At 71.6% G+C, this 23,541-nt stretch carries 21 protein-coding genes; 15 read left to right on the forward strand and 6 right to left on the reverse strand.

What is annotated here, in order from left to right; genetic code table 11:
* Positions 1 to 79 precede the first annotated feature (79 nt).
* The gene (locus VA596_RS04100) at positions 80 to 649 is read left to right on the forward strand and encodes a class I SAM-dependent methyltransferase (RefSeq protein ID WP_323323741.1); all 570 of its coding nucleotides are present in this window, start codon (positions 80 to 82) and stop codon (positions 647 to 649) included.
* Here VA596_RS04100 and VA596_RS04105 read toward each other — a convergent pair.
* A complete protein-coding gene (locus VA596_RS04105) occupies positions 646 to 2,400 on the reverse strand; it encodes a serine/threonine-protein kinase (protein WP_323323743.1) in 1,755 nt (584 codons plus the stop codon). The two genes, VA596_RS04100 and VA596_RS04105, sit on opposite strands and share 4 nt — an antisense overlap.
* A 186-nt stretch (positions 2,401 to 2,586) precedes the next feature.
* On the opposite strand from VA596_RS04105, the gene VA596_RS04110 reads away from it, so the two are divergent.
* Positions 2,587 to 4,464 (forward strand): propionyl-CoA synthetase, encoded by a 1,878-nt coding sequence (locus VA596_RS04110; protein WP_323323745.1) that lies wholly within the window; start codon positions 2,587 to 2,589, stop codon positions 4,462 to 4,464.
* Positions 4,465 to 4,531: 67 nt separating this feature from the next.
* Positions 4,532 to 6,100: a beta-N-acetylhexosaminidase gene (locus VA596_RS04115; RefSeq protein WP_323323747.1), complete on the forward strand. Its 1,569-nt coding sequence runs from the start codon at positions 4,532 to 4,534 to the stop codon at positions 6,098 to 6,100.
* Positions 6,101 to 6,152: 52 nt separating this feature from the next.
* Here VA596_RS04115 and VA596_RS04120 read toward each other — a convergent pair whose 3' ends face one another.
* Together VA596_RS04120 and VA596_RS04125 are read right to left on the reverse strand one after the other, a co-directional pair.
* Positions 6,153 to 6,752: a TetR/AcrR family transcriptional regulator gene (locus VA596_RS04120; protein WP_323323749.1), complete on the reverse strand. Its 600-nt coding sequence runs from the start codon at positions 6,750 to 6,752 to the stop codon at positions 6,153 to 6,155.
* On the reverse strand, positions 6,742 to 7,425 hold the full coding sequence (locus VA596_RS04125) for an MOSC domain-containing protein (protein ID WP_323323751.1): 684 nt from the start codon (positions 7,423 to 7,425) through the stop codon (positions 6,742 to 6,744). Before VA596_RS04125 ends, VA596_RS04120 begins: the two co-directional genes overlap by 11 nt.
* Before the next feature lie 54 nt (positions 7,426 to 7,479).
* Here VA596_RS04125 and VA596_RS04130 point away from each other — a divergent pair, with 54 nt between their 5' ends.
* The gene (locus tag VA596_RS04130; protein ID WP_323323753.1) at positions 7,480 to 8,838 is read left to right on the forward strand and encodes a M20 family metallopeptidase; all 1,359 of its coding nucleotides are present in this window, start codon (positions 7,480 to 7,482) and stop codon (positions 8,836 to 8,838) included.
* Here the strand turns inward: VA596_RS04130 and VA596_RS04135 are convergent.
* Both VA596_RS04135 and exaC read right to left on the reverse strand, forming a co-directional pair.
* Complete coding sequence (locus tag VA596_RS04135) at positions 8,807 to 9,181, reverse strand: DUF779 domain-containing protein (RefSeq protein ID WP_323323755.1); 375 nt, start codon at positions 9,179 to 9,181, stop codon at positions 8,807 to 8,809. The genes VA596_RS04130 and VA596_RS04135 overlap by 32 nt on opposite strands.
* The gene (exaC, locus tag VA596_RS04140) at positions 9,181 to 10,704 is read right to left on the reverse strand and encodes an acetaldehyde dehydrogenase ExaC (protein ID WP_323323757.1); all 1,524 of its coding nucleotides are present in this window, start codon (positions 10,702 to 10,704) and stop codon (positions 9,181 to 9,183) included. The genes VA596_RS04135 and exaC overlap by 1 nt, the downstream gene beginning before the upstream one ends.
* A gap of 114 nt (positions 10,705 to 10,818) precedes the next feature.
* Here exaC and VA596_RS04145 point away from each other — a divergent pair, with 114 nt between their 5' ends.
* The 11 genes from VA596_RS04145 to VA596_RS04195 all read left to right on the forward strand — a co-directional run bounded on the left by VA596_RS04145 (position 10,819) and on the right by VA596_RS04195 (position 21,435).
* Positions 10,819 to 12,294 (forward strand): helix-turn-helix domain-containing protein, encoded by a 1,476-nt coding sequence (locus VA596_RS04145; protein ID WP_323323759.1) that lies wholly within the window; start codon positions 10,819 to 10,821, stop codon positions 12,292 to 12,294.
* 154 nt (positions 12,295 to 12,448) lie between these two features.
* Positions 12,449 to 13,258 (forward strand): SGNH/GDSL hydrolase family protein, encoded by an 810-nt coding sequence (locus VA596_RS04150; RefSeq protein ID WP_323323761.1) that lies wholly within the window; start codon positions 12,449 to 12,451, stop codon positions 13,256 to 13,258.
* The gene (locus tag VA596_RS04155) at positions 13,237 to 13,791 is read left to right on the forward strand and encodes a TetR/AcrR family transcriptional regulator (RefSeq protein WP_323323763.1); all 555 of its coding nucleotides are present in this window, start codon (positions 13,237 to 13,239) and stop codon (positions 13,789 to 13,791) included. The genes VA596_RS04150 and VA596_RS04155 overlap by 22 nt, the downstream gene beginning before the upstream one ends.
* A gap of 159 nt (positions 13,792 to 13,950) precedes the next feature.
* Entirely contained in the window at positions 13,951 to 15,096 is a 1,146-nt protein-coding gene (locus tag VA596_RS04160) for a sensor histidine kinase (RefSeq protein WP_323323765.1), read from the forward strand.
* Entirely contained in the window at positions 15,093 to 15,749 is a 657-nt protein-coding gene (locus tag VA596_RS04165) for a response regulator transcription factor (protein WP_323323767.1), read from the forward strand. Before VA596_RS04160 ends, VA596_RS04165 begins: the two co-directional genes overlap by 4 nt.
* A 336-nt stretch (positions 15,750 to 16,085) precedes the next feature.
* A complete protein-coding gene (locus VA596_RS04170) occupies positions 16,086 to 16,811 on the forward strand; it encodes a DUF2786 domain-containing protein (protein WP_323323769.1) in 726 nt (241 codons plus the stop codon).
* Positions 16,812 to 16,865: 54 nt separating this feature from the next.
* The gene (locus tag VA596_RS04175) at positions 16,866 to 17,603 is read left to right on the forward strand and encodes a Long-chain-fatty-acid--CoA ligase (RefSeq protein ID WP_323323771.1); all 738 of its coding nucleotides are present in this window, start codon (positions 16,866 to 16,868) and stop codon (positions 17,601 to 17,603) included.
* Between the two features lie 70 nt (positions 17,604 to 17,673).
* A complete protein-coding gene (locus tag VA596_RS04180; protein ID WP_323323773.1) occupies positions 17,674 to 18,018 on the forward strand; it encodes an ArsR/SmtB family transcription factor in 345 nt (114 codons plus the stop codon).
* Positions 18,015 to 18,263 carry a hypothetical protein gene (locus tag VA596_RS04185; protein WP_323323775.1) on the forward strand — a complete coding sequence of 83 codons (249 nt, stop codon included), beginning with the start codon at positions 18,015 to 18,017 and terminating at the stop codon, positions 18,261 to 18,263. Before VA596_RS04180 ends, VA596_RS04185 begins: the two co-directional genes overlap by 4 nt.
* 112 nt (positions 18,264 to 18,375) lie before the next feature.
* Positions 18,376 to 20,484 carry an MMPL family transporter gene (locus tag VA596_RS04190; protein WP_323323777.1) on the forward strand — a complete coding sequence of 703 codons (2,109 nt, stop codon included), beginning with the start codon at positions 18,376 to 18,378 and terminating at the stop codon, positions 20,482 to 20,484.
* Between the two features lie 54 nt (positions 20,485 to 20,538).
* Positions 20,539 to 21,435 (forward strand): DMT family transporter, encoded by an 897-nt coding sequence (locus VA596_RS04195; protein ID WP_323325641.1) that lies wholly within the window; start codon positions 20,539 to 20,541, stop codon positions 21,433 to 21,435.
* Here VA596_RS04195 and VA596_RS04200 read toward each other — a convergent pair.
* A complete protein-coding gene (locus VA596_RS04200; RefSeq protein ID WP_323323779.1) occupies positions 21,378 to 23,507 on the reverse strand; it encodes a putative bifunctional diguanylate cyclase/phosphodiesterase in 2,130 nt (709 codons plus the stop codon). The two genes, VA596_RS04195 and VA596_RS04200, sit on opposite strands and share 58 nt — an antisense overlap.
* Positions 23,508 to 23,541: the final 34 nt, after the last annotated feature.

Raw genomic sequence — 23,541 nt, forward strand, 5'->3', positions numbered from 1 at the left:
GCGGGGCTGGCCGGTTTGCGACATCGGTTGGCAGCCTATCGGCTACCGGTCATCACGCCGTCTCCCTAACGTCGAGGTCATGCCGATGAACCTGATCCACCGCAAGATCTGCAGCTCGGAGAAGTGGGCGGCCACCGTCGAGGAGCGCCTGACGCCGTGGCTCGCGCAGCGGGAGCTGGGTGACGACGTCCTCGAGATCGGGCCGGGGTTCGGCGCCACGACGAAGGTGCTGCTGGGCGTGGTGCCGAAGCTGACGGTCCTGGAGATCGACCCCGCGTCGACCGAGCTGCTGCGCGCGAAGTACGGCGACCGCGCCGACGTCGTCGAGGGCAGCGGCGCGGAGATGCCGTTCGAGTCCGGCCGGTTCTCCGCCGTCGTCTGCTTCACGATGCTGCACCACGTCCCGACCCACCAGCTGCAGGACGCGATCTTCGCGGAAGCCGCACGGGTCCTGCGCCCGGGCGGCACGTACTGCGGCAGCGACGGCCAGCTCAACCTGCGGTTCCGCCTGCTGCACATCGGCGACACGATGAACGTCGTCGACGCGGGCACGTTCCCGGCGCGGCTGGCGAAGGCCGGGTTCGAGCAGGTGGACGTCCAGCTGGAGCCGAAGCAGCTGGTGATCTTCTCGGCCGTGAAGCCCGGCTAGCGGCGAGGCATCTGGCTGCCCGGCTGGCGGGGCACCACCCGGGTCACCGGGCCGTCCGCGGACTTGCCCGCCCGCGACAGCCAGCCCTCCACCTCGCGCCGCACGGCGTTGAGCGTCGGACGGCGGCGTGGCTCGGGGTCCAGGGACGCCGCCAGCAGCCGCGCGTGCGCGCTGCGCTGGGGCAGCCGGGACACCGGTTCGGCGCGGGCGGCGGCCATCAGCGCCGCCATCGGGGTCTCGCGGGTGCCCCGGGGCGGCTGGCCGGACAGCGCGTAGCTGATCGTCGCCGCCAGCTGCCAGGCGTCCGACGCCGGGGAGGCCGTCGCGCCCATCGCCTGCTCCGGGGCGACGAAGTCGGGGGTGCCGATCATCATGCCGGTCGCCGTCATCTTGGAGTCGCCCTGGCTGCGGGCGATGCCGAAGTCGATCAGGTGGGCCAGGCCGCTGGGGTCGAGCACGATGTTCGACGGCTTGATGTCGCGGTGCAGGACGCCCTTCTCGTGGGCCGCGGCGAGCGCGCCCGACATGGTCGCCCAGAGGCGGCCGGCCGCGATGTCGTCGAGCGGGCCCTGCCCGTCGACCAGCTCGGCCAGCGGACGGCCCTCGAGGTACTCCATGACCAGCGCGAGCCCGTCGGGCTCCTCGGCCAGGTCGTACACCTTGACGCAGTTCGGGTGGCTGACCACGGCCAGCGCGCGGGCCTCGCGCTGCATGCGCTCGGCGGTGTCGCGGTCCGGCGCGTGCGCGATCTTCAGCGCGACCGTGCGGTTGAGCTGGGTGTCGACGGCCTGCCAAACCGTGCCGAAACCACCGGCACCGAGCTGCTTGACGCGCCGGTAGCGGCTGCCGCCGGCGTTGCGCGAGCCGGGCGGCGGCGGGATCGGGCCCGGCGCCGCGGCCAGGGCACCCGCCATCGGCGGCGGCTCGGGCGCGGACGCCAGCGCCGTCTTCGGGTACGGCTTGTTGATCGGGGGTGGCGGCGGAGGCGGCGGGGTGGGCCGCGGCTGGACCTGCGACGGCGGCGGGCGGTACGGCTCCTGGTCGCGGCGCGGCGGTACGTCCGGCCGGTTGATCACCGACCACGGCGGCGGGCCGACCATCGCGACCGGGATCAGCCCCAGCACGCTGAACGGCAGGAACCCGAGCCAGAAGTGCAGCGCGGTGTTCACCTCCATGCCGACGCTGAACAGGGCCATCGCGACGAACGGGATCCAGAACAGGCGGGAGGGCCACTTCGGACCGCGGCGGAACGCCGTGCGCCCCTGCAGCATCACGAACAGCAGCGACCCGGCCGGCAGCACGACGAACGCCAGCAGGTACACGAAGAACGGGAGGTCCTTGCCGTTCTGCGAGGAGAGCACGTCGAAGACGGTCTGGCCGCCGCCGAGGTACTCCTTCTGGTTGTCGACCCAGCAGAACCCGCTGTTCAGCGTGGCCGTGGCCGCCTTGGGCAGGCCGGACTTCTCGCCGGCCCACTCGGCACGGAAGACGCCCGAGATGCCGTTGGACAGCAGCCACGGCAGCACCAGCGCGCTGAGCACGCCGATCGCGCCGAACACCGACAGCGTCGTCAGGTCGTACCGGTTGCCGGTGCCCTTCCGGATGATCGAGACGACCAGCGCCCCGATCGGCGGAAGCAGCGCCACGAGCGCGCCGGCCGCACTCGTCGCCCAGACCCAGTCGCCGGGGCAGAAGCCCGGGCCGAACAAGGAATGGGCCAGCGAGAGCAACGCGCTCGCGAGTCCGTTCACCGCTAGGTCTCCCTCACTGTCCGTGTTCGCATCACAGGCGTCACGCAGGCATTTCCCCGCGGTCCAGCTTAGGACGCTCCCGGCCGCCGTTGGGTTGCCGGGTCTTTCCGGCGCTCGAATCCGGCGTGCCCGCCGTCCCCGGGTCATGATGGGGGCAGGCGGGACGTTCGACGCGAAGGAGCGGGAATGGGCGCGTACTCCGAGGCCTACCGGCGGAGCCTGGCCGAGCCGGACGCGTTCTGGCTGGAAGCGGCCAGGACGATCAGCTGGACGAAGGCCCCGGAGCGGGCCCTGGACGACTCTCACCCGCCGTTCTACCGCTGGTTCCCGGACGCCGAACTGAACACCTCCTACAACGCGCTGGACCGCCACGTCGAGGACGGCCGCGGCGGCCAGGACGCGCTGATCTGGGACTCCCCCGTGACCGGACAGCAACGCACTTACACCTACGAGCAGCTCCGCGACGAGGTCGCGCGGTTCGCCGGTGCGCTGGGTTCCCTCGGGGTGACGCGCGGTGACCGCGTCATCGTCTACCTGCCGATGGTCCCCGAGGCCGTCATCGCGATGCTGGCCTGTGCGCGGATCGGCGCGGTGCACTCGGTGGTCTTCGGCGGGTTCGCGCCGAAGGAGCTTGCGGCCCGGATCGAGGACGCGAAACCGAAGGTCGTCCTGGCCGCGTCCTGCGGGATCGAGCCGACGCGCGTCGTCGAGTACAAGCCGATCATCGACGCCGCCCTGGAGCTGACCGAGCACCAGCCGGACCACGTCGTCGTGCTGCAGCGCGACCAGGCGCCGGCCGAGCTGTCCGCGCGGGACGTCGACTGGCGGGAGCTGGCGGCGAACGCGTCACCGGCCGATCCGGTACCGGTGAAGGCGACCGATCCGCTTTACATCCTCTACACGTCCGGGACGACCGGGAAGCCGAAGGGCGTCGTCCGCGACACCGGCGGGCACGCGGTGGCGCTGGCCTGGTCGATGGACGCGATCTACGACGTCCACGCCGGCGACGTCTGGTGGACCGCCTCCGACGTCGGCTGGGTCGTCGGGCACTCCTACATCGTCTACGCGCCGCTGCTGGCGGGCGCGACGACGGTGCTCTACGAGGGCAAGCCGGTCGGGACGCCGGACGCCGGCGCGTTCTGGCGGGTCATCGCCGAGCACGGCGTCCAGGCGCTGTTCACCGCGCCGACCGCGCTGCGGGCCATCAAGAAGGTCGACCCGGACGCGAAGGAGCTGGAGAAGTACGACCTCAAGCAGTTCCGGACGCTGTTCATGGCCGGCGAGCGGCTCGACCCGGAGACCTACCACTGGGCGCACGAGAAGCTGGGCACGCCGGTGATCGACCACTGGTGGCAGACCGAGACGGGCTGGCCGATCGCGGCCAACCTCCGCGGCCTGGAGCCGATGGACGTCAAGCCCGGGTCGGCGACCAAGCCCGTGCCCGGCTGGGACGTCCGGATCCTCGACCAGGCCGGCGACGAGCTGCCCGCGGGCCGCGAAGGCGCCATCACGATCAAGCTGCCGCTGCCGCCGGGCTCGCTGCCGACGCTCTGGGGCGACGACGAGCGCTACCGCGAGGCCTACCTCTCCCGCTACGACGGCCACTACCTGACCGGCGACTCCGGGTACCTCGACGAGGACGGCTACCTGTTCGTCATGGGCCGCACCGACGACGTCATCAACGTCGCCGGCCACCGGCTTTCGACGGGTTCGATGGAGGCGGTGCTGGCCTCGCACCCGGCGGTCGCGGAGTGCGCCGTGATCGGCGTCGCCGACCAGCTCAAGGGGCAGCTGCCGCGCGGGTTCGTCGTGCTGAAGGCCGGCGTCGACACGCCCGGGGAGCAGCTGCGCGACGAACTGGTGGCGCTGGTGCGCCGGGACATCGGGCCGGTGGCGGCGTTCCGCGATGTGTCCATTGTGGACGCACTGCCGAAGACGCGGTCCGGGAAGATCCTGCGCAAGACCATGCGCGCGATCGCCGACGGCCGCGACGAGGCCGTGCCGTCGACCATCGAGGACCCCGCCGTGCTGGACGCGATCCGGGCCGCGCTGCGCACTTCGTAAAGTACCGTTCCAAATTCACCGGCTGGTCTGTACCTTTGCGAGGGAGTCCCCGACCGGAGGTGCCCTGATGCGCTTGTCCAGAGCCGTCTTGACCGCGGCTGTCGTGAGTCTGACGGCAGTCGGCCTGCCCGCCGCCACCGCCGAAGCCGCTCCAGCGGCTCCTGAACGGAGCGTGACCGACGTCGTCCCCGCGCCGGTGTCGGCGAAGGCCGATCCCCGGTCGGACTTCAAGCTCACACCGTTCACCGTGATCAGCGCCGACCGCGGCGCCGGCCAGGTCGCGGACTACCTGCGTGGCCTGCTGCGCCCGGCCACCGGCTACCCGCTGCCGGTCGTGCCGCACACGTGGGGCCTGCCGGCGATCTCGCTCGAGCTGGGCCACGACGCCCGGATCGGCACCGAGGGTTACCAGCTGAAGGTCGCGCGCGACGGTGTCAAGCTCAGTGCCAACACCGCGGACGGCCTCTTCGAGGGCGTCCAGTCGCTGCGGCAGCTGCTGCCGTCGGCGATCGAGGCGAAGCGCGTGCAGCACCGGACGTGGACCGTCGCGGGCGGCACGATCCTCGACTACCCGCGCTTCGGCGAGCGCGGCGCGATGCTCGACGTCGCCCGGCACTTCTTCCGGCCGGACCAGGTCAAGCTGTACATCGACCAGATCGCCCAGTACAAGCTCAACACGCTGCACCTGCACCTGGCCGACGACCAGGGCTGGCGCATCGAGATCAAGAGCTGGCCGAAGCTGGCGACCGTCGGCGGCCAGACCGCCGCGTACGGCGACCCGGGCGGCTACTACACGCAGAAGCAGTACAAGGACATCGTCGCGTACGCCGCTTCGCGGCACATCACGGTGATCCCGGAGATCGACATGCCGGGCCACACGAACGCGGCGCAGTCGACGTACGCGGAGCTGAACTGCGACGGCAAGGCCGTCCCGGTGCGCACCGACACCGAGGTCGGCTACAGCTCGCTGTGCATCTCGTCGCCGATCACGTACAAGTTCGTCGACGACGTCGTGCGCGAGCTGTCGGCCATCACACCGGGCCAGTACATCCACATCGGCGGCGACGAGGCCCACGCGACCCCGCCCGCCGACTACGTCACCTTCCAGCAGAAGGTGCAGCCGATCGTCGCGAAGTACGGCAAGAAGATCACCGGCTGGCACGAGATCGCCAAGGGCACCCCGCCCGTGTCGGCGATCCCGCAGTACTGGGACTTCGGCGGCGAGGACGCTTCGGTCGCGGCCGCGGCGGCCCGGGGCAACAAGATCCTGATGTCGCCGGCGAACTACGCGTACCTGGACATGAAGTACGACGAGTCGACGCCGCTGGGCCAGGACTGGGCGGCGCTGGTCGAGGTGAAGGACGGCTACAACTGGGACCCGGCCTCACTGGTGGACGGCGTCGGCGAGAGCCAGGTCGCGGGCGTTGAAGCTCCACTGTGGACGGAGACCATCCGCACGAGCGACGACATCGAGTACATGGCGTTCCCGCGCCTGCCGGGCATCGCGGAGATCGGCTGGTCCCCGAAGTCCACGCACAACTGGGACGCCTACCGCCTCCGCCTGGCGAAGCAGTCCCCCCGCTGGACCCTGCAGGGCATCAACTTCTACCGCAGCCCCCAGGTCGACTGGAAGTAGCGCAAGTCCGTGAAGGCCACATTGAGGGACTCTGAGTCCCTCAATGTGGCCTTCACGGCTTTTCGGCGAGATGAGCCTGGATGGCGCGGCGGGCGACGGCGTAGGGGGTGGTGGTGCCGGTGAGGACGGAGTCCGCGTTCGCCGCGCGGCCCAGCGCGTGCAGCTCGAACGCCAGGACTTCGGCGTCGACGTCCAGGTGGCCCAGGTTCACCGCCTCGGCGGCGGTCGAGCGGATGAAGGTCGCGAACGAGCCGCTCGCCGACGCCACCGCGTCGTGGACCCGGCCCGGGCGCGCGTCGAACTCCGCGCCGACGTTGAAGAAGAAACAGCCACCCGGAAAGACGCGCTTTTCCGAGTAGACCAGCCAATTCTCGCAGATCGCCCGCAGCCGCGGCAGCCCCGGCGCGACGTCGAGAGACGGCGTCACGACGTGCGAGCGGAAGATCTCGAACGCCGCCTCGACCGTCGCGAGCTGCAGGTCCTCCTTCGAGCCGAACAGGGCGAAGACGCCGCTCTTGCTCAGCTCCAGCTCGGTGGCCAGCCGGCCGAGGGACAGCCCGTCCAGGCCGTCGACCGACGCGACGTCCACCGCGCGCCGCAGCACCAGCTTGCGCGTGACGTCCCCGCGCGCGACGCGGCCGTCAACCGGCACGGCGCGCCCGCCACCTGTCCACAGTGGACTGGATCCCGGCGCTCCACTGCACGGCCAGCGCGGGCGTCGCGAGCACGCGGTCCGCGAACTCCAGCGCGGCCCCGACGTGTTCGGGTGGCAGCTGCCCGTAGTTCGCGAACGTGATGACGTACACCTCGGCGACCGTGGGCCCGTCCGCGCGCTCGACCAGCTCCACCGCGCCCGACGTCGGCACGACGCCGGTCCGCAGCACCCGCAGGTACCAGCCGCTGCGGCCGCTGTCGATCATCGCCGGGGTGATGTCCTTGCGGCCGGTCTTCATCGCGAGCTTGAAGCACGGCGACCGCGGCTGCGAGACCTGCACGAGCGCGTCACCCCAGGCCCAGACGTCCCCGATCCGCACGTCGTCCTCGGTGACCCCGGACAGGGAGATGTTCTCGCCGAAGTCGGCCGTCGACACCTCGAAACCGTCCTCGCGCCAGTCCGCGTAGTGCTCGGCCGGGTAGACGTAGACCGCCTTGTCGGGGCCGCCGTGCACGGTGAGGTCGGCCTGCCGGTCGCCGTCGAGGTTCAGCTCGGTGAGCTTCAGCTCCGGCGCCGTGACCAGCGCCTTCGTGATCCCGCTCAGCACCGGCAGCTCGCGCCGGTACCCCAGGACGCTCGGTTCGCCCACGTAAACGCTGTCGACGTTCATGCCTCGAAGATAGCACGACCGTTCGTATTGTTTACCCCCTCTAGGCTGGCGGTCATGGAACTGCTCGACCAGGCCCGTGCCCACGTCGACTCCGGCGCCTTCTTCACCGAACTGGCCACGCTCGTCGCCTACCCGACGGTGAGCGACGCCCCCGAAGGCCGCGCCGCGATCCAGGCCTACCTCGACGACGTCCTCACGCCCGCGTTGACCGCGTTGGGCTGCGAAGTCACGCAGCACGCCAACCCGGACCCGGCCGGCGGCCCGTTCCTGGTTGGCGTCCGCACCGAGGACCCCGGCCTGCCGACGCTGCTCTGCTACGGCCACGCCGACGTCGTCGGAGAGGCCGGCGCGTGGAGCGAAGGCCGAGGCCCGTGGACGCTGACCGCCGAAGGCGACCGCTGGTACGGCCGCGGCACCGCCGACAACAAGGGCCAGCACCTGATCAACCTCACGGCGTTGCGACTCCTGCTGGCTGATCAGGGAAAGCTCGGCTTCAACCTCAAGTTCCTCTTCGAGACCGGCGAGGAGATCGGCTCACCCGGCCTCACCGAGTTCGCCCAGCAACAGCAGGACCTGCTGAGCGCCGACGTCCTCATCGCCTCCGACGGCCCGCGACTCGACGCGGCGACCCCGACGCTCTTCCTCGGCGCCCGCGGCGGCATCCGGCTCACCCTGGACGCCGACCTGCGCCCGGACGCCGCCCACTCCGGCAACTGGGGAGGGATCCTGCGCAACCCGGCAACGACCCTCGCCGCCGCCATCGCGAGCCTGGTCGACGGTCACGGCCGCGTCCAAGTGCCCGCGTTGCTGCCGCCGGAGCTGCCGGACTCCGTGCGCGCCGCGCTGGCCGACGTGGTCGTCGACGCAGCGGACGAGGGCTGGGGCGATCAACGCCTCACGCCCGCCGAGCGGCTCTACGGCTGGAACACCCTGGAGGTGCTGGCGCTCGACGCCGGGAACGCCGACCGCCCGGTCAACGCCATCCCCGGCCGGGCGCGGGCGGTCCTGCAGCTGCGGTACGTGGCCGGCACCGACGTCGGCGGTGTCGCCCCCGCCATCCGGGAACACCTTGCCGCACAAGGTTTCCCGATGATCGACGTCACCGCGGACGTCAGCTTCCTGGCCAGCCGCACGCCGGTCGACAACCCCTGGGCGAGCTGGGCGAAGTCCACTTTGGACGCCGTCGCGGAGAACCCCGTCGCCCTGCTGCCCAGCTTCGGCGGCGGCCTGCCCAATCACGTCTTCACCGACGTCCTCGGCCTGGCGACGCTGTGGCTGCCGCACTCCTACCCGGGGTGCCTGCAGCACGCGCCGGACGAGCACCTGCTCGCCCCGGTCGCCCGGGAAGGGCTGGTGCTCGCCACGGCGTTGTTCCGTGCCTTCAGTTCAGCGCCGCCGACTCTTCGTCGCTGAACAGGCGGGAGCGGATCAGGAAGCGCACGCCTTCGGGCGCCTCCAGGGAAAACCCGCTCCCGCGGCCGGGGACGACGTCGATCGTCAGGTGGGTGTGCTTCCAGTACTCGAACTGCGGCCCGGACATCCACACCGGCACGTCGTCGATGCCGTCGACGACCAGGTCGCCGAGGTGCACGTCGGACTGGCCGGTCTTGAACTCGCCGACCGGGTAGCACATCGGCGCGCTCCCGTCGCAGCAGCCGCCGGACTGGTGGAACATCACCTGACCGTGGAGAGCGACCAGCTTCCGCAGCAGATCGGCCGATTCTTCGGTCAGGTCCACCCGCCGGGGGGTGTCCATCAGAAGAACCCGAGGGCCTGGTCGGAGTAGGAGACCAGCATGTTCTTCGTCTGCTGGTAGTGGTCCAGCATCATCTTGTGGTTCTCCCGCCCGATGCCGGACGCCTTGTAACCGCCGAAGGCCGCGTGGGCCGGGTAGGCGTGGTAGTTGTTCACCCACACGCGACCCGCCTGGATGTCGCGGCCGGCCCGGTAGGCGGTGTTGCCGTCACGGGACCAGACACCGGCGCCGAGGCCGTAGAGCGTGTCGTTGGCGATCTTCATGGCGTCGTCGTAGTCGGCGAACTTCGCCACCGACACGACCGGGCCGAAGATCTCCTCCTGGAAGACCCGCATCTTGTTGTCGCCGGCGAACACGGTCGGCTCGACGTAGTAACCGCCGGACAGGTCGCCGCCGAGGTCGCTGCGGCCGCCGCCGATCAGGATCTCGGCGCCTTCCTGCTTGCCGATGTCGATGTAGGACAGGATCTTCTCGAGCTGGTCGTTGGACGCCTGCGCGCCGATCATCGTGTCGGTGTCGAGCGGGTGGCCCTGCTTGATCTTGCGGACGCGCTCGACGGCGTCACCCAGGAACTTGTCGTAGATGCCGCTCTGGATCAGCGCGCGCGACGGGCAGGTGCAGACCTCGCCCTGGTTCAGCGCGAAGAGCGTGAAGCCCTCCTGCGCCTTGTTGTAGAAGGCGTCGTTCTGCGCGGCGACGTCGTCGAAGAAGATGTTCGGGCTCTTGCCGCCCAGCTCGACGGTCACCGGGATGATGTTCTCGCTGGCGTACTGCAGGATCAGGCGCCCGGTCGTCGTCTCACCGGTGAAGGCCACCTTGCGGACGCGGTTGCTGGAGGCCAGCGGCTTGCCGGCTTCGACGCCGAAGCCGTTGACGATGTTCAGCACGCCCGGCGGGATCAGGTCGCCGATGATCGACATCAGCAGGTGGATCGACGCCGGGGTCTGCTCGGCCGGCTTGAGCACGATCGCGTTGCCCGCGGCCAGCGCGGGAGCGAGCTTCCAGACCGCCATCAGGATCGGGAAGTTCCACGGGATGATCTGGCCGACCACGCCGAGCGGCTCGTGGAAGTGGTAGGCGACGGTGTTCTCGTCGATCTGCGAGATACCGCCCTCCTGGGCGCGCAGCGCGCCGGCGAAGTAGCGGAAGTGGTCGATGGCCAGCGGGATGTCGGCGGCGAGCGTCTCGCGGACGGCCTTGCCGTTCTCCCACGCCTCGGCGACCGCGATCTTCTCGAGGTTCTGCTCCATCCGGTCGGCGATCTTGAGCAGGATGCCGGCGCGTTCCTCGACGGAGGTCTTGCCCCAGGCCGGGGCGGCGCCCCAGGCCGCGTCGAGGGCCTTCTCGACGTCCGGGGCGGTGCCGCGGGCGATCTCGCAGAAGGTCTTCCCGGTGACGGGAGTCGGGTTCTCGAAGTACAGGCCGCTGGCGGGCGGCACGTATTCGCCGCCGATGTAGTGGTCGTAGCGTGATTCGTAGCTGACGACGCTGCCTTCGGTGTTCGGTGCGGCGTACTGGACCATCTTCCCTGCCTCATTGCTCGGAGTGACGGTGTTCCTCGGCTCCCCGCGAACGTAGGCCGGGCAACGTTGCACGGACGTTGCAGCGCTGTGAGCTGGGTCTCTAGTCTGGAGGCTGTGGCAGAGGCGCCCGAGCCGGAACTGCTGCGCGATCCGGAGTCGTACGCGCGGCTGCTGGAGCACGTCCGCGCGGCGGTGCTGTCCGGCGTCCCGGGGCCGCGTCCGCCACGCTCCGTGGTCTCGGCGTCCTGGGACCGGTCGCTGGCCGCGCACGTCGACCCGGACGAGGGCGAGGCCCCGTTCGTCTACGACGCGGACGACCTGGCCGCGCTGCGGGAGGCCCACCCGCTGGCGCCCGTGCTGCCGGTGCTGCGGCAGATGCTGGTGAGCATCGCCGACGACGCCGAGCACGTGATGATCGTGACCGACGCCGAGGGCCTGATCCTGTGGCGCGAGGGCGCCGCGAACCAGCTGGTGCGCGCCGACCACGTGGGCCTCTCCGAAGGCACCCGGTGGAGCGAGTCGGCGATCGGCACGAACGCCATGGGCACCACCCTCGCGACCGGGGAGCCGGTGCAGATCTACTCGGCCGAGCACCTGGTCCGGCGCTACCACACGTGGACGTGCGCGGCGGCGCCCGTGCGCGACCCCGAGACCGGCGTGCTGCTCGGCTCGATCGACGTCAGCGGCCCGCTGCGCACGGTCCACCCGGCGATGTTGTCCCTGGTCACAGCCACGGCGCAGCTCGCCGAAGGACAGCTGCGCGCCCAGCTCGCGGTCCGCGACGAACGGCTGCGGCGCGTCAACATGCCCCACCTGGAGGCCCTGCGCGGCCGTCCCGGCGCCCTGCTTTCGGCGGGCGGCCGGGTGCTGGCGGCCCAGGCGTGCCTGCTGCCGGCCACGGTGGACGTCCGGCGCGGCGGCGGCACCGTCGCCCTCCCCGACGGCCGCCTCGCGACGGTGGAGCCGCTGGCCGAGGGCTACCTCCTCCGGCTGCGGTCGGGCGGCAGCGGCGGCCACCGCCCGCGGCTGCGCCTCGAATACCTGGCCGACGGCGCCGGATCGACCACAGTGGATGGTCGTGACGTCCCGTTCACCTTGCGCCACGCGGAGATCCTGACCCTGCTGGCATTGCACCCGAACGGCCTCTCGGCGGAACGGCTGGCCCTGCAGCTCTACGGCGAGGCGGGCAACCCGGTGACGGTCCGCGCGGAGATCCACCGCCTGCGTTCCCAGCTGGGCGCATCGGTGGTGCAGACCCGCCCGTACCGCCTGGCGGCCGAGGTGGACGCGGACTTCGTCCGGGCCCGCTCGGCGTTGCGCTCAGGTTCCCCGTCCGACGTCCTGCGGGCGTTCCGCGGCCCGCTGCTGCCGGAGTCCGAGGCCCCGGCGATCCGCGAGGAACGCGAGACGCTCACCGCCCAGGTCCGCCAGGTGGCCCTGAACAGCACCGACCCGGCCGTCCTGTGGTCCTTCTGGGAGACGGCCTGCGGCGCCGACGACTTCGAGGTCCTGGACACGCTGCTGAAGCTGCTCCCGGCCGCGGACCCCCGCCGCGCGGCGGTCTCGGCCCACCGCGCCCGGCTCGCCTGACCCGTCTCCCAGGACAGCCGTCCCAACCTCCGGCCCACGCGCCCCGAGACCGGCACACCCGTGATCACCTCTTGGCGACCCCGATGTAGACAGCGTCTACAGGAGTTTGATAGACAGTGTCCACAAGGTGAACCACGGGTTACGGAGATCGGGAATGAGCTACCACCGTTTCGTCGTCCTCGGCGACAGCTGCGCCGAGGGTCTCGACGACCCGTACCCCGGCCGGCACCAGTACCGCGGCTGGGCGGACTTCGTCGCCGCGCGCCTGGCCGAGGAGGAGCCGCGCTTCCGGTACGCGAACCTCGCCGTCCGCGGGCGGCGGCTCGACCAGATCGTGCCCGAGCAGGTCCCCGCCGCGACCCGGCTCGAACCCGACCTCATTGCACTCTTCGGCGGCGGCAACGACGTCATGAGCCGGGGCTGGGACGCGCGGACCGTCGCCCGCCGGGTCGACGCCGCCATCCGCGCCTGCACGGAGATCTCGCCCACCGTCGTGACCTTCACCCTCAGCGACATCTCGAACCGGATGCCGCTGGGCGCGCGGATGCGGCCGCGGATCGTCGCGCTCAACGAGGCGATCCGCGAAGCCGCCGTCAGCTACGGCGCGCAGCTGGTCGACCTGTGGCCGGACCAGGCCGTCACCGACTCGCGCTACTTCGGCGCCGACCGGCTGCACCTGTCCACGCACGGGCACCACCGGCTCGCCGCCTACGTCCTCGGCCTGCTCGGCGTCGACCACGACCCCGGCTGGCTCGCGCCGCTGCCCGGCACGCCGTCGCACGCCGGCTGGCGCGCGGACCTGAACTGGGTGATGCGCGAGGTGCTGCCAGTCGCCGTCTCGCGTACGCGCAACCGGCTGGTCGGCCGCCAGCCCGGCGACGGTTTCTTCGCCAAGCGCCCCGACCTGCTCCCGATGGCCCAAGAGATGACCCTGGACGAGGCATGGGCACCCGGCAACGCCTGATCGACACCGCGTCCGAGCTGCTGGCCGGCGAAGGCGTCGACGCGGTGACGCTGCGCGGGATCGCGAAGGCGGCCGGCGTCTCGCACGGCGCCCCGCTGCGGCACTTCTCCGGCCGGGCCGAGCTGCTCTCCGCCGTGGCCACCCGCGGGTACGCCGACCTGCTCGCCCGCGGCGACCAGCTGCCGGGCTCGCCGCGCGAACGGCTGACCGCCGCCTGCCACAGCTACGTCGACTTCGCGCTGACGAACCCGGCGATGTTCGAGCTGATGTTCCGCCGCGACCTCGTCGACACGACCGACCCGGCGCTCTCGGCGGCGGCGAGCGGGGTGTTCGACACCTTCGCCGTGCTGGTGGCGGCGGTGCCGACGCCGCTCGCGCGGTCCGGTGCCGACCTGCGGCTGGTCGCCGCGTCGCTCTGGGCCGCGTTGCACGGCCTCGCGCAGCTGTGGCTCTGGGGCGGGCTGGCCGGGGCGAGCTTCGCGCCGTCGCCGGAATCGGCGCTGGCCGTCACGCTCGACGCGTACCTCGGGTGACGCCCGGCGGAGAGGGGCTCCGGAGACCTCCCCCGGCCCCGGTGGGGCACCCTCTCCGCCGAGTCAGTGGCCGACCGTAGTGGCGAACGGACACGCAGCGGAAGCAACCGGCGACGTAGCCGGGGTAAACCTTGGCGGTACACCGGTAACTTTCCCCCGGTGACGGCACTGCGGGAACTCCGTGCGCGGCCACGGCTGGTGGACGCCGTGCTCGCGGTGCTCGTCGCGGCCTACCAGCTCGCCGGCGCCACCGAGCTGGGCGATCCCTTCGGCGCCCACGCGCGCCCGCTCGGGCTCGTCCTCGCCGCGGTCAGCGCGCTGCCGCTCGCGCTGCGCCGCCGGTTCCCGATCCCGGCCCTGGCCGCCTGCGTGGTCCTGATGGGCGTCTTCTACGCGCTCGGCTTCCGCTCGCAGCTCGGGCAGCTCAGCGTGGTCATCGCCGCCTACACGGTCTGGGCGCACTGCCGCTTCCGCGACGCGCTCGCCGTCACCGTGCTCGGCCTGATCGCGTACGAGACGTCGATGCTGTTCGGCAGCCCGGTCTCCCCGGTCGGCGACACGCTGATCTCGCTGCTGCTCGCGGTCGGCGTCGCGGCGATCGGGCGCACCGCCCACGTCCGCAGCCACCGGATCCGGCGCGCCGAGCACGACACGGAACTGGCCGTCGCGGAGGAGCGCGTCCGGATCGCGCACGAGCTGCACGACGTCGTCTCGCACCACCTTTCGGTGATCGCGGTGCAGGCCAACCTCGCGCGGTACGTCTTCGAGTCGGCGCCGGACACCGCCCGGACCGCGCTGGACACGATCACCGGCACCACGACCGAAGCGCTCGACGAGCTGCGACGCCTCCTGAGCGTCCTTCGCCCGCCGCAGCACCCGCTCGAGGGGTACCGGCCGCAACCCGGGCTGGGCGACCTCGGGATCCTCGCCGCCCGGGTCCGCGAAGCCGGGGTCGCGGTCGACCTCCGCGTCACCGGCGAGGCCCGGACGCTGCCGCCCGGCCAGCAGCTGTGCGCGTTCCGCGTCGCGCAGGAGGCACTGACGAACGTGCTGAAGCACGGCGGCCCCACGGCCGAGCTGACGCTGGACTACGGGACCGAGCACCTCGTCCTCGGCGTCACCGACCCCGGTGGCGGGTCGTCCGAGCCGCCCAACCCGGGCGGGCACGGGCTGATCGGCATGCGCGAACGGGCCCGGATGTACGGTGGCGTGATCGAGATCGGTCCCCGTGACCCGGCCGGGTTCGCCGTCGTGCTGACGCTGCCGTACCCGCGGCCCGTCCCCCAACCGCAGGAGCCCGAGTGACGAGCGTGCTGGTGGTCGACGACCAGGACCTCGTCCGCGCGGGGTTCGCCGCGCTGCTCGGCGCGGTGCCGGACATCGAGGTCGCGGGCGAAGCGCGTGACGGTCTCGAGGCCGTCGAGAAGGCGGCGGCGCTGCGGCCGGACGTCATCCTGATGGACATCCGGCTGCCCGGCCTGGACGGCGTCAAGGCGACCGAGCGGATCCTCGCCGAGGCCGTGCCTCCGCGGCCGAGCGTGCTCATGCTGACCGTGTTCGACCTCGACGAATACGTCTACACGGCGTTGCGCGCGGGCGCGGCGGGGTTCCTGCTCAAGGACAGCCCGACGGACACGCTGGTCGCCGGCATCCACGCGGTCGCCCGCGGCGACATGCTCTTCGGCCCGACGATCACGCGGCGCCTCGTCGAGGCCTTCACCCGGACCCCACCGCAGCTGCCCACCGCACGCCTGTCAGTGCTGACCGAACGCGAGCTGGAGGTGCTCCGGTTCGTCGGCACCGGCGTCACGAACGGGTGGATCGCGGCCGAGCTGCGCGTCAGCGAGGCAACGGTGAAGACCCACCTCAACCGGCTGATGACGAAGCTCGGCATCTCGAGCCGCGCGCAGGCCGTGGTCGTGGCGTACGAAACCGGCCTGGTGCGCCCAGGCACTTGAGCCGCGACACGCTCACCCGGTGCGCGCGGTCGGCATCGGCGCCCGAGCTTCGACTTCGGTAACGCGCACCCCCTTAGCTGTCCACTGCGACCGCCTTGCCGAGCGTCCACGCCGCAGCCGGAAAGCCGATGGGCCGGCATCTCCTGCCGCTGCCAGTCGGCGTCCGAGGTGCCGGCGACGACCTGCCACCCTTCGGCGGGCACGCCGGTCACGCGCGCGGTTTCGCTTCAGCCCTTGCCGGATCGGACCGCTCGGCCGCGAAGGCGCTCGTCACATCATCCGCGACACGCTCACCCGGTGCGCACGCCCGAACACCTGATCGAATAAGCTCCCTCCATGTCCGAGTCAGACCCGCAGCTCGAGCGCATCCGCAAGCTCCTGGCCAAGGCCGAGGACCCGGCGGTCACCGAGGCGGAAGCCGAGGCGTACAACAAGAAGGCCGCCGAGCTGGTCGCCCGGTACGGCATCGACCAGGCGATGCTCGCGGAGACCGGCGCGAGCGTCGACGACATCGGCACGCTCACCATCCCGATGAACGACCCGTACAGCCGCGACAAGGCGAGCCTGCTCACCTCGGTCGCCTACCCGCTGCGCTGCCGGACCCTGCTGCACCGCGTCGGCCAGAAGGTCGAGAGCGTCACCGTGTTCGGCTACCAGTCCGACCTCGGCCGCGTCGAATTGCTGTTCACCAGCCTCCTGCTGCAGGCGAGCACCCAGCTGACCCGCGTCCGGCCCGGCGGGTTCTTCCCCGGCGAGTCACTGGCGGCCTACCGGCGCACGTGGCTGCACGGCTTCGCGCGCGCGGTCCACGAGCGGCTTTCGCTGGCCGAGCAGGAGGCCGTCCGCACGGCCGCGCCCGGCGTGCGCTCGGCCGAACTCGTCGTCCGCGACCGCTCGGCGCTGGTCCAGCACCGGTTCGACGAGGAGTACGGCGACCTGCGCTCGGCCGCGCCCCGGCGCCTGTCCGGCAGCGGCTACCTCGACGGCCACGACGCCGGCACGAAGGCGAACCTCGACCCCTCGGCGTTGACCCGCCGGCGCAGGGCCCTGCCCGTCCGCTGACTGTCGCCCGGTTGCCGCTATCCCGGTGGTGATCGTTTCCGCTTGACTGGGCGCATGCGCGTGGTTGATCTTGCCGGACGTCCTGACCTGCTCGAACCGGCGCTGAACCTCGGTGACGTCGGCGGCCGGTTCATCTACCAGGGTGCGAGCGGCCGGATGATCACCGGCGAGCGGTTCCTGCGCCATTGGGCGCGCTACTTCCTGATCGCGCTGGACGACGACGGCGTCCCGATCGCCCGCGCCCTGTCGGTCCCGCTGGCCTTCCCGGCGGAAGACCGCACGGAGCTGCCGGACCACGGCTGGGACCAGGCCATCGAGTGGGCGGCCCAGGACGTGATGGACGGCCGCGCACCGAACGCGTTGTGCGCGCTGGAAGTCGTGATCGCGCCGCGCCTGCGTGGCAGCGGCCTGTCCGCGCCGATGCTCAAGGCGTTGAAGGCGCGAGCCGCGGAAACGGGGCTGCGCAAGCTGATCGTGTCGGTCCGCCCGATCGGCAAGGAGCAGGAGCCGGCCGTCCCGATGCCGGAGTACGCGGCCCGCCGCCGCCCGGACGGCCTGCTGGCCGACCGCTGGCTGCGCACCCACGAACGCCTGGGCGCCCGGGTCGTCAAGGTCTGCCCGTTCGCGGTGACACTGGCGGGTTCGCTGGCCGACTGGCGCGAGTGGACGGGCGTCAAGCTGCGGGAAGGCGAGAACCTCATCCCCGGCGGCATCGCCCCGGTCCACGCGACGACGGCCTACGACACGGCGACCTACGTCGAGCCGAACGTCTGGATGGAACACCCCATGTAGGACTCAGGGATCACCCTGATGGTTCTCCGAGACGCCACCTGCTAGCTTTTGTTTGCATGTGGAGGACGCCGTGACCGAGCCCACCGGGGACGAGCTCGTCCGGCTGCTGGGGACCCTGGCGAACCCGCACCGGCTGCGGATCGTCGCGGCCCTGCTGGCCGAACGCGCCTACGTCAGCGAGCTGGCGCGCGAGCTGCGGATCAGCCGCGCGCTGCTGCAGGTGCACCTGCGCAAGCTCGAGGCCGCGGGCCTGGTCACGGCCAGCTTCGAGGTGGGCGAAGACGGCAAGACGCTGCGCTTCTACGAGCTCACCCCGTTCTCCGTCGTGCTGACGCCGGCGGCGATCGCGGCCGCCGTGCCGACGCTGACCACACCGGAGTCCGTCCGCGGGGACGGCGAGGAGGGACGGACATGAACTGGCACCAGTGGCAGGAGATCATCGGCGTGACCGGGGTCTTCGTCCTGATCACCGTCGTGCTCACGGTCGCGATCGTGCAGCTGGCCTCGACCTGGCGCGCCAAGGCCGCACTGGCCCGGGAGGCCGAATTCCGGTCGCTGGCCGAGAAAGCCGTCCGGACGCAGGAGGAGACCGAGCGCCAGCTGCGGGACGTCCAGGACCGCTTGCGATCCATCGAGCACGTGCTCAAGGAGGTCGACTGACCTGAGGCCCTGGACCGCCGAGCGGCAACTCGGCGGCCCAGGAAGAAGAAGCACCCACTCGCCCGAAGGCGAGCTCTCATCGGATCACTCCTTCACGGAAGGACCTTAGTTCATGCTGCCTGCAGGCACGCCCGTGGTCGAACGCGTCGCGCGCTGGTCGTCGCACCACCGCGCCGCGGCGATCTTCGGCTGGCTGGCGCTCGTCGCGCTCGCCTGGGTCATCGGCACGTTCGCCCCCGGCACCGACGCGCGCTCGAGCCCCGCCGGCGACTCCGGCACCGGTCAGGGAGTCCTCGACCGCCAGGATTCCCGGGAGCCGTTCTGGGAGAACGTCCTGGTACCACGGAATTCCCCGGCCGTCACCGACTTGGTGACGACGTTGTCGGCCTCCGGTGCGGTCGCGGACATCCGCGGCCCGCTGGACGATCCCGCCCAGGTCTCCGCCGACGGCCGGTCCGGCCTGGTCACCTTCCGGATCCTCGGCACCGGCACGGAAATCCGGGCCAACCTCGCGACGGCGACCGCGGCCGTCGACGCGGTGGCCGCGCGGCACCCGGACGCCCGGCTCGCGCAAGCGGGCGACCTCAGCGTGTCCGGCGCGGTCGACCAGAGCATCAAGGAGGACATCGGACGGTCCGAGACGCGCTCGCTCCCGCTCACCCTGCTGATCCTGCTGGCCGTCTTCGGTTCGCTGGTCGCAGCGGCGATCCCGGTGCTGCTGGCGGGCACCACGGTGCTGGCCACGTTCGGCCTTCTGTCCGCAGTGGACAACTGGATTCCGGTCAACAGCGCCACTTCCTCGATGACGCTGCTGATCGGTATGGCGGTCGGCGTCGACTACTCACTGTTCTTCCTGCGCCGCGTCCGGGAGGAACGCGCACGCGGCGTCGCCGAGTCGATCCGGATCGCCGCGCGGACGTCCGGGCACGTGATCGCCGTGTCGGGACTGACGGTCGCGCTGTGTGTGACGGGCCTGCTGTTCACCGGGCTCGACAACCTCCGCGGCCTGACCGTCAGCACGATCCTCGTGGTCGGGCTCGCGGTGCTGGCGTCGGTGACCGTGCTTCCCGCGACGCTCTCGCTGCTCGGCACCCGCGTCGACCGCCTCCGGATCCCGTTGCTGGGCAAGCGTGGCACCCGTTCGCGCTTCTGGGCCGGAGTCGCCTCGACGGTGACGCGGCGTCCGGCGTGGTGGACCGGGATCGCCGCCGGGCTGCTGGTCCTGCTCGCCCTGCCCGCGGCCGGGATCCGGCTGCAGGACCCGGCACCGACCGAAAGCCTGCCGCGCAGCGTCCCGGTGATCGACGCGGCCGCGCGCGTCCAGGACGCGTTCCCGGGTGTCACCATGCCGGCGCACGTCGTCGTCTGGAGCGATCACGGCCCGGTCAGCACCCCCGCCGTCCGCCGGGCGGTCGACGCCCTCACCGCGCGGACGCCGAAGCCGGCGATCGTGGTTCCGGTCGGCGACGCGCTCGTCGTGCGCATCCCGCTCGGCGGCAGCGGAAACGACGAGGTCGCCGACCGCACACTCACGGCGTTGCGGGAAACCCTGCTGCCCCAGACGATCGGGCGGCTCGACGGCGTCCACTACGCGGTGGCGGGCCGGACCGCCGAGGCGCACGACTTCACCGCGCAGGTCCTGGACCGGGCGCCGTACGTCTTCGGGTTCATCCTGCTGCTCGCGTTCGTGCTGCTACTGCTGGTGTTCCGGTCGGTGGCGGTGCCGGCGGTGTCGATCCTGCTCAACCTGCTGTCGGTCGGCGCGGCCTACGGCGTCCTCACCCTGGTGTTCCAGGACGGCTTTCTCGCGCCACTACTGGGTTTCACGCCGTACGGCGGGGTGCTCGGCTCGTTGCCGATGTTCCTGTTCGTGCTGCTGTTCGGCCTGAGCACGGACTACCACATCTTCATCCTCAGCCGGATCCGCGAACGCCGTCAGGCGGGCAGCCCGCCGCGGGAGGCGATCGTCGAAGGCACCGCGAGCAGCTCCGGCGTCGTGACGAGCGCGGCGTTGATCATGACGGGCGTGTTCAGCATCTTCCTGAGCCTCGCGGCGATCGAGTACAAGATGCTGGGCCTGGGCATGGCTTTCGCGATCCTGCTCGACGCGACGGTCGTCCGCGGCGTCCTGCTGCCCGCGGCCCTCGCGCTGTTCGGCGACCGCCTCTGGAAACCTGTAGAACCTCTTAAAGATCAGTCCAGAACTCTTCACTTGTCCTGACAGATCACCTCCGGCACGGTGAAAGGAGGAGTCGGAGGAGAGGTGGGTGTGGTGGTGCGCATCGGCGTGCTGGCCCTGTTGTGGGGCTCGGGCTTCCTGTGGATCAAGCTGGCGCTGACCGGGCTGAGCCCCGTCCACCTCACGCTGATCCGCTGCGCCCTGGGCGCGTTGACGCTGCTGGCGCTGGCGGTCGCGGGCCGCCAGCGCCTCCCGCGCGACCGGGCGACGTGGGGCCGGCTGATCGTCGCGGCGTTCTTCTGCAACGCCGTGCCGTTCGCGCTGTTCGGCATCGCGGAGCGCACGGTGGACTCCGGCGTGGCGGGCGTGATGAACGCGACGACCCCGTTGTGGTCGGTGCTGATCGGCGCGGCACTGGGCACGGAGCGCCGCCTCGGCCCGGCCCGGATCCTCGGCCTGGTCCTGGGTTTCGCGGGCGTCCTCGTGATCTTCGCGCCCTGGCAGCAGTCCGGCCTGCTGAGCGCCGGAGCGCTGTCGCTCCTCGGAGCAGCATTGAGCTACGCGATCGCGTTCGCTTACATGGCCCGGAAACTCCCGCCGAACGGCGCCCCGATGGCGCTGTCGGCCGCCCAGCTGATGACGGCGACCGCGTTGACGGCCGTCGCGCTCCCGCTGGCCGGCCCCGCGCCCGGGCTGAACCTGACGGCGGTGCTCGCGGTGACGATCCTGGGCGTCTTCGGCACCGGCGTCACGTTCTACCTCAACTACCGCGTGCTCACCGACGAAGGCCCGACGGCGGCCGCGACCGTCGGCTACCTGCTCCCGGTGGTCTCGGTGGCCCTGGGCGCGCTCGTCCTGGGCGAGCCGCTGACCCCCAGGATCGTCGGCGGCATGGTGATCGTGCTGGCCGCGGTGGCGCTCACCCGGTGGCGGGCTCAGGCACCGACGAAGTGCTCCACCACCGCGCCCGCCTCGCCGGCGGTGCCGAAGTAGTCGCCGGTGGCCAGATCCGCGCCGGCGTCGCGCCACCAGTTCGCCTGCACCTCGGTGTCGATGCCGTCGACGACCAGCGTGGCGCCGACCTGCCGGACCAGCGGCACCAGCGCGCCGAGGAACGTCGAGTCCGTCCACGCCTGCCATTCGGCGAGCCGCCGGGCGACCCGCACCACGCCCACCGGGAGGTCCTCGACCGCCCGCAGGTCGTCCGGGCCCAGACCGAACTCGTCGAGCAGCACGCGGACGCCGAGTCCGGCCAGCGCGGTCAGGTTCTCAACCACCCCGGACGTACCCAGCGCACCGACCGGGACGCCGATCATCAGCTGCTCCGGCGGCAGGCCGGAGTCCGCCAGGAGGCCGGTGACGCGGGTGCCCAGCGCCTCGTCCGTCGCCTGGTGCTCGGTCAGGCCGGCGACCACCGGCAGCCCGAAGTCCAGGCGCTGGTGCCACCACTCGCCCTGCCGGCTCGCCGTCCGCAGGGCCCAGTCGCCCAGCGGCAGCACGAGCCCGGTGGACTCGGCGAGCGCCGCGCACCGGTCGTGGGCCAGCGGCGGCCGGCCGGGCCGGTCCCACTGCAGCCGGGCCTCGACGCCGGCCAGCCCGCCGTCCGCCAGCCGCGCCATCGGCCGGTACCGCACGGTGATCTCGCCGTTCTCCCACGCCCCGGCCATGCCGACGGCGAGACCCTGCGCCCGCCGGTCCGCGGCGTCGGCCACCGCGTCGAACATCTTCCACTGGCCGCGTCGCCGGGCCTTGGCCCGCCGCAGCGTCTGGTCCGCCGCCCGCAGCAGTTCGGCCGGCTCGATGCCCTTCACCGGCCGGTGCACGACCCCGGCGCTGGCCGACAGCGCCAGCCCGTGCCCTTCGACGAAGAACGGCTCGGCGAGCTCGTCGTTGATGGCGCGCACGATGGTGTTGATGTCCGGTGTCATCGCCGTGTTCTCGATCAGGATGCCGAACTCGTCGCTGTGGAAGCGGGCGATCATGGCCCGCTCGCGAGCCACGACGGCCTTCAGCCGCTTCGCGAAGTGCACGAGCACCTGTTCGCCGACACGGCGGCCGAGGCTGTTGCAGACCATGCCGAACGCGTCGAGGTCCACGTGGAGCAGCGTGACGCCGAACACCGGGTCGGCGCGTCGCAGGGCGGCTTCGAGGTGGGTGCCGAAGTACTGGCGGTTCGGCAGGCCGGTCAGCACGTCGTGCAGGGCCTGCCGGCTCAGCTCGCCCTGCAGCAGCATCAGCTCGGTGCCGTCCTCGACGACCACGACGAACTGGCCGGGCCGGTCGTCGGCGTCCCGCAGCAGGGACGCGGTGAGCGAGATGCGCGCGACGTCGCCGTCCTTGCGCAGCAGCCGCAGGGACTGCCGGACCCGCTCGCGGCCGCCGTCTTCGAGCAGCGTCTGCATGGCTTCGCGGAAGACCTCGACGGAATCCGGGTGCACGAGGTCGTAGAGCCCGGTTCCGGTCAGCTCGCCGGAGGGATGCCCGAGCATCTCGGCGAGCGCGGTGTTGGCCCGCACGATGCGGCCGTCGAGCCGGACGACCGCGATGCCGCTCGCCGAGGACGTCACCACCTCGTCGAAGCGTGCTTCGCTCTCCTTGAGGTTCCACTGCGCGTCCCGCACCGCCTTGAGCAGCGACAGGTGCATGCTCTCCTGCTGGTCGAGGACGCTGCGTTCGTGCGCCACCAGGAACCCGCAGGAGAGCGCGCCCAGGCCGAGCACGATCCGCCCGGCGTAGCGGTCCGGCGGCTGGAGCTCCGGCAGCGTCGGCAGGCCCTTCCCGAGAACCTCGAGCGTGCACCGCAGGCCCGGCTCGCCGACGTACCCGAGCGCGACCAGCCGTTCGCCGATCCGTTCCGCGGACGGGGCGTCGGCATGCTTGCCCAGCAGGATCGTGCAGAACGCGTCGAGCAGCTCGCGCAGCTCCCGTTCGAGCCCTTCGCGGCCCAGCGACACGACGGTCACGCCGCTGAGCAGGTACGCCCATTTGCGGGCGAGCAGGGTCCGCCCGCGCTCGGGGTCGAACGTCACCGAGGGCCGGTCCGGCCGGTGATCGGGTTTCGGCATGTACTCAGCCCTGCTTTGTAAAACGCGTGCTTGA

The sequence above is a fragment of the Amycolatopsis heterodermiae genome, assembly GCF_034929455.1.
In the GTDB taxonomy this organism is placed as follows: Bacteria; Actinomycetota; Actinomycetes; order Mycobacteriales; family Pseudonocardiaceae; genus Amycolatopsis; species Amycolatopsis heterodermiae.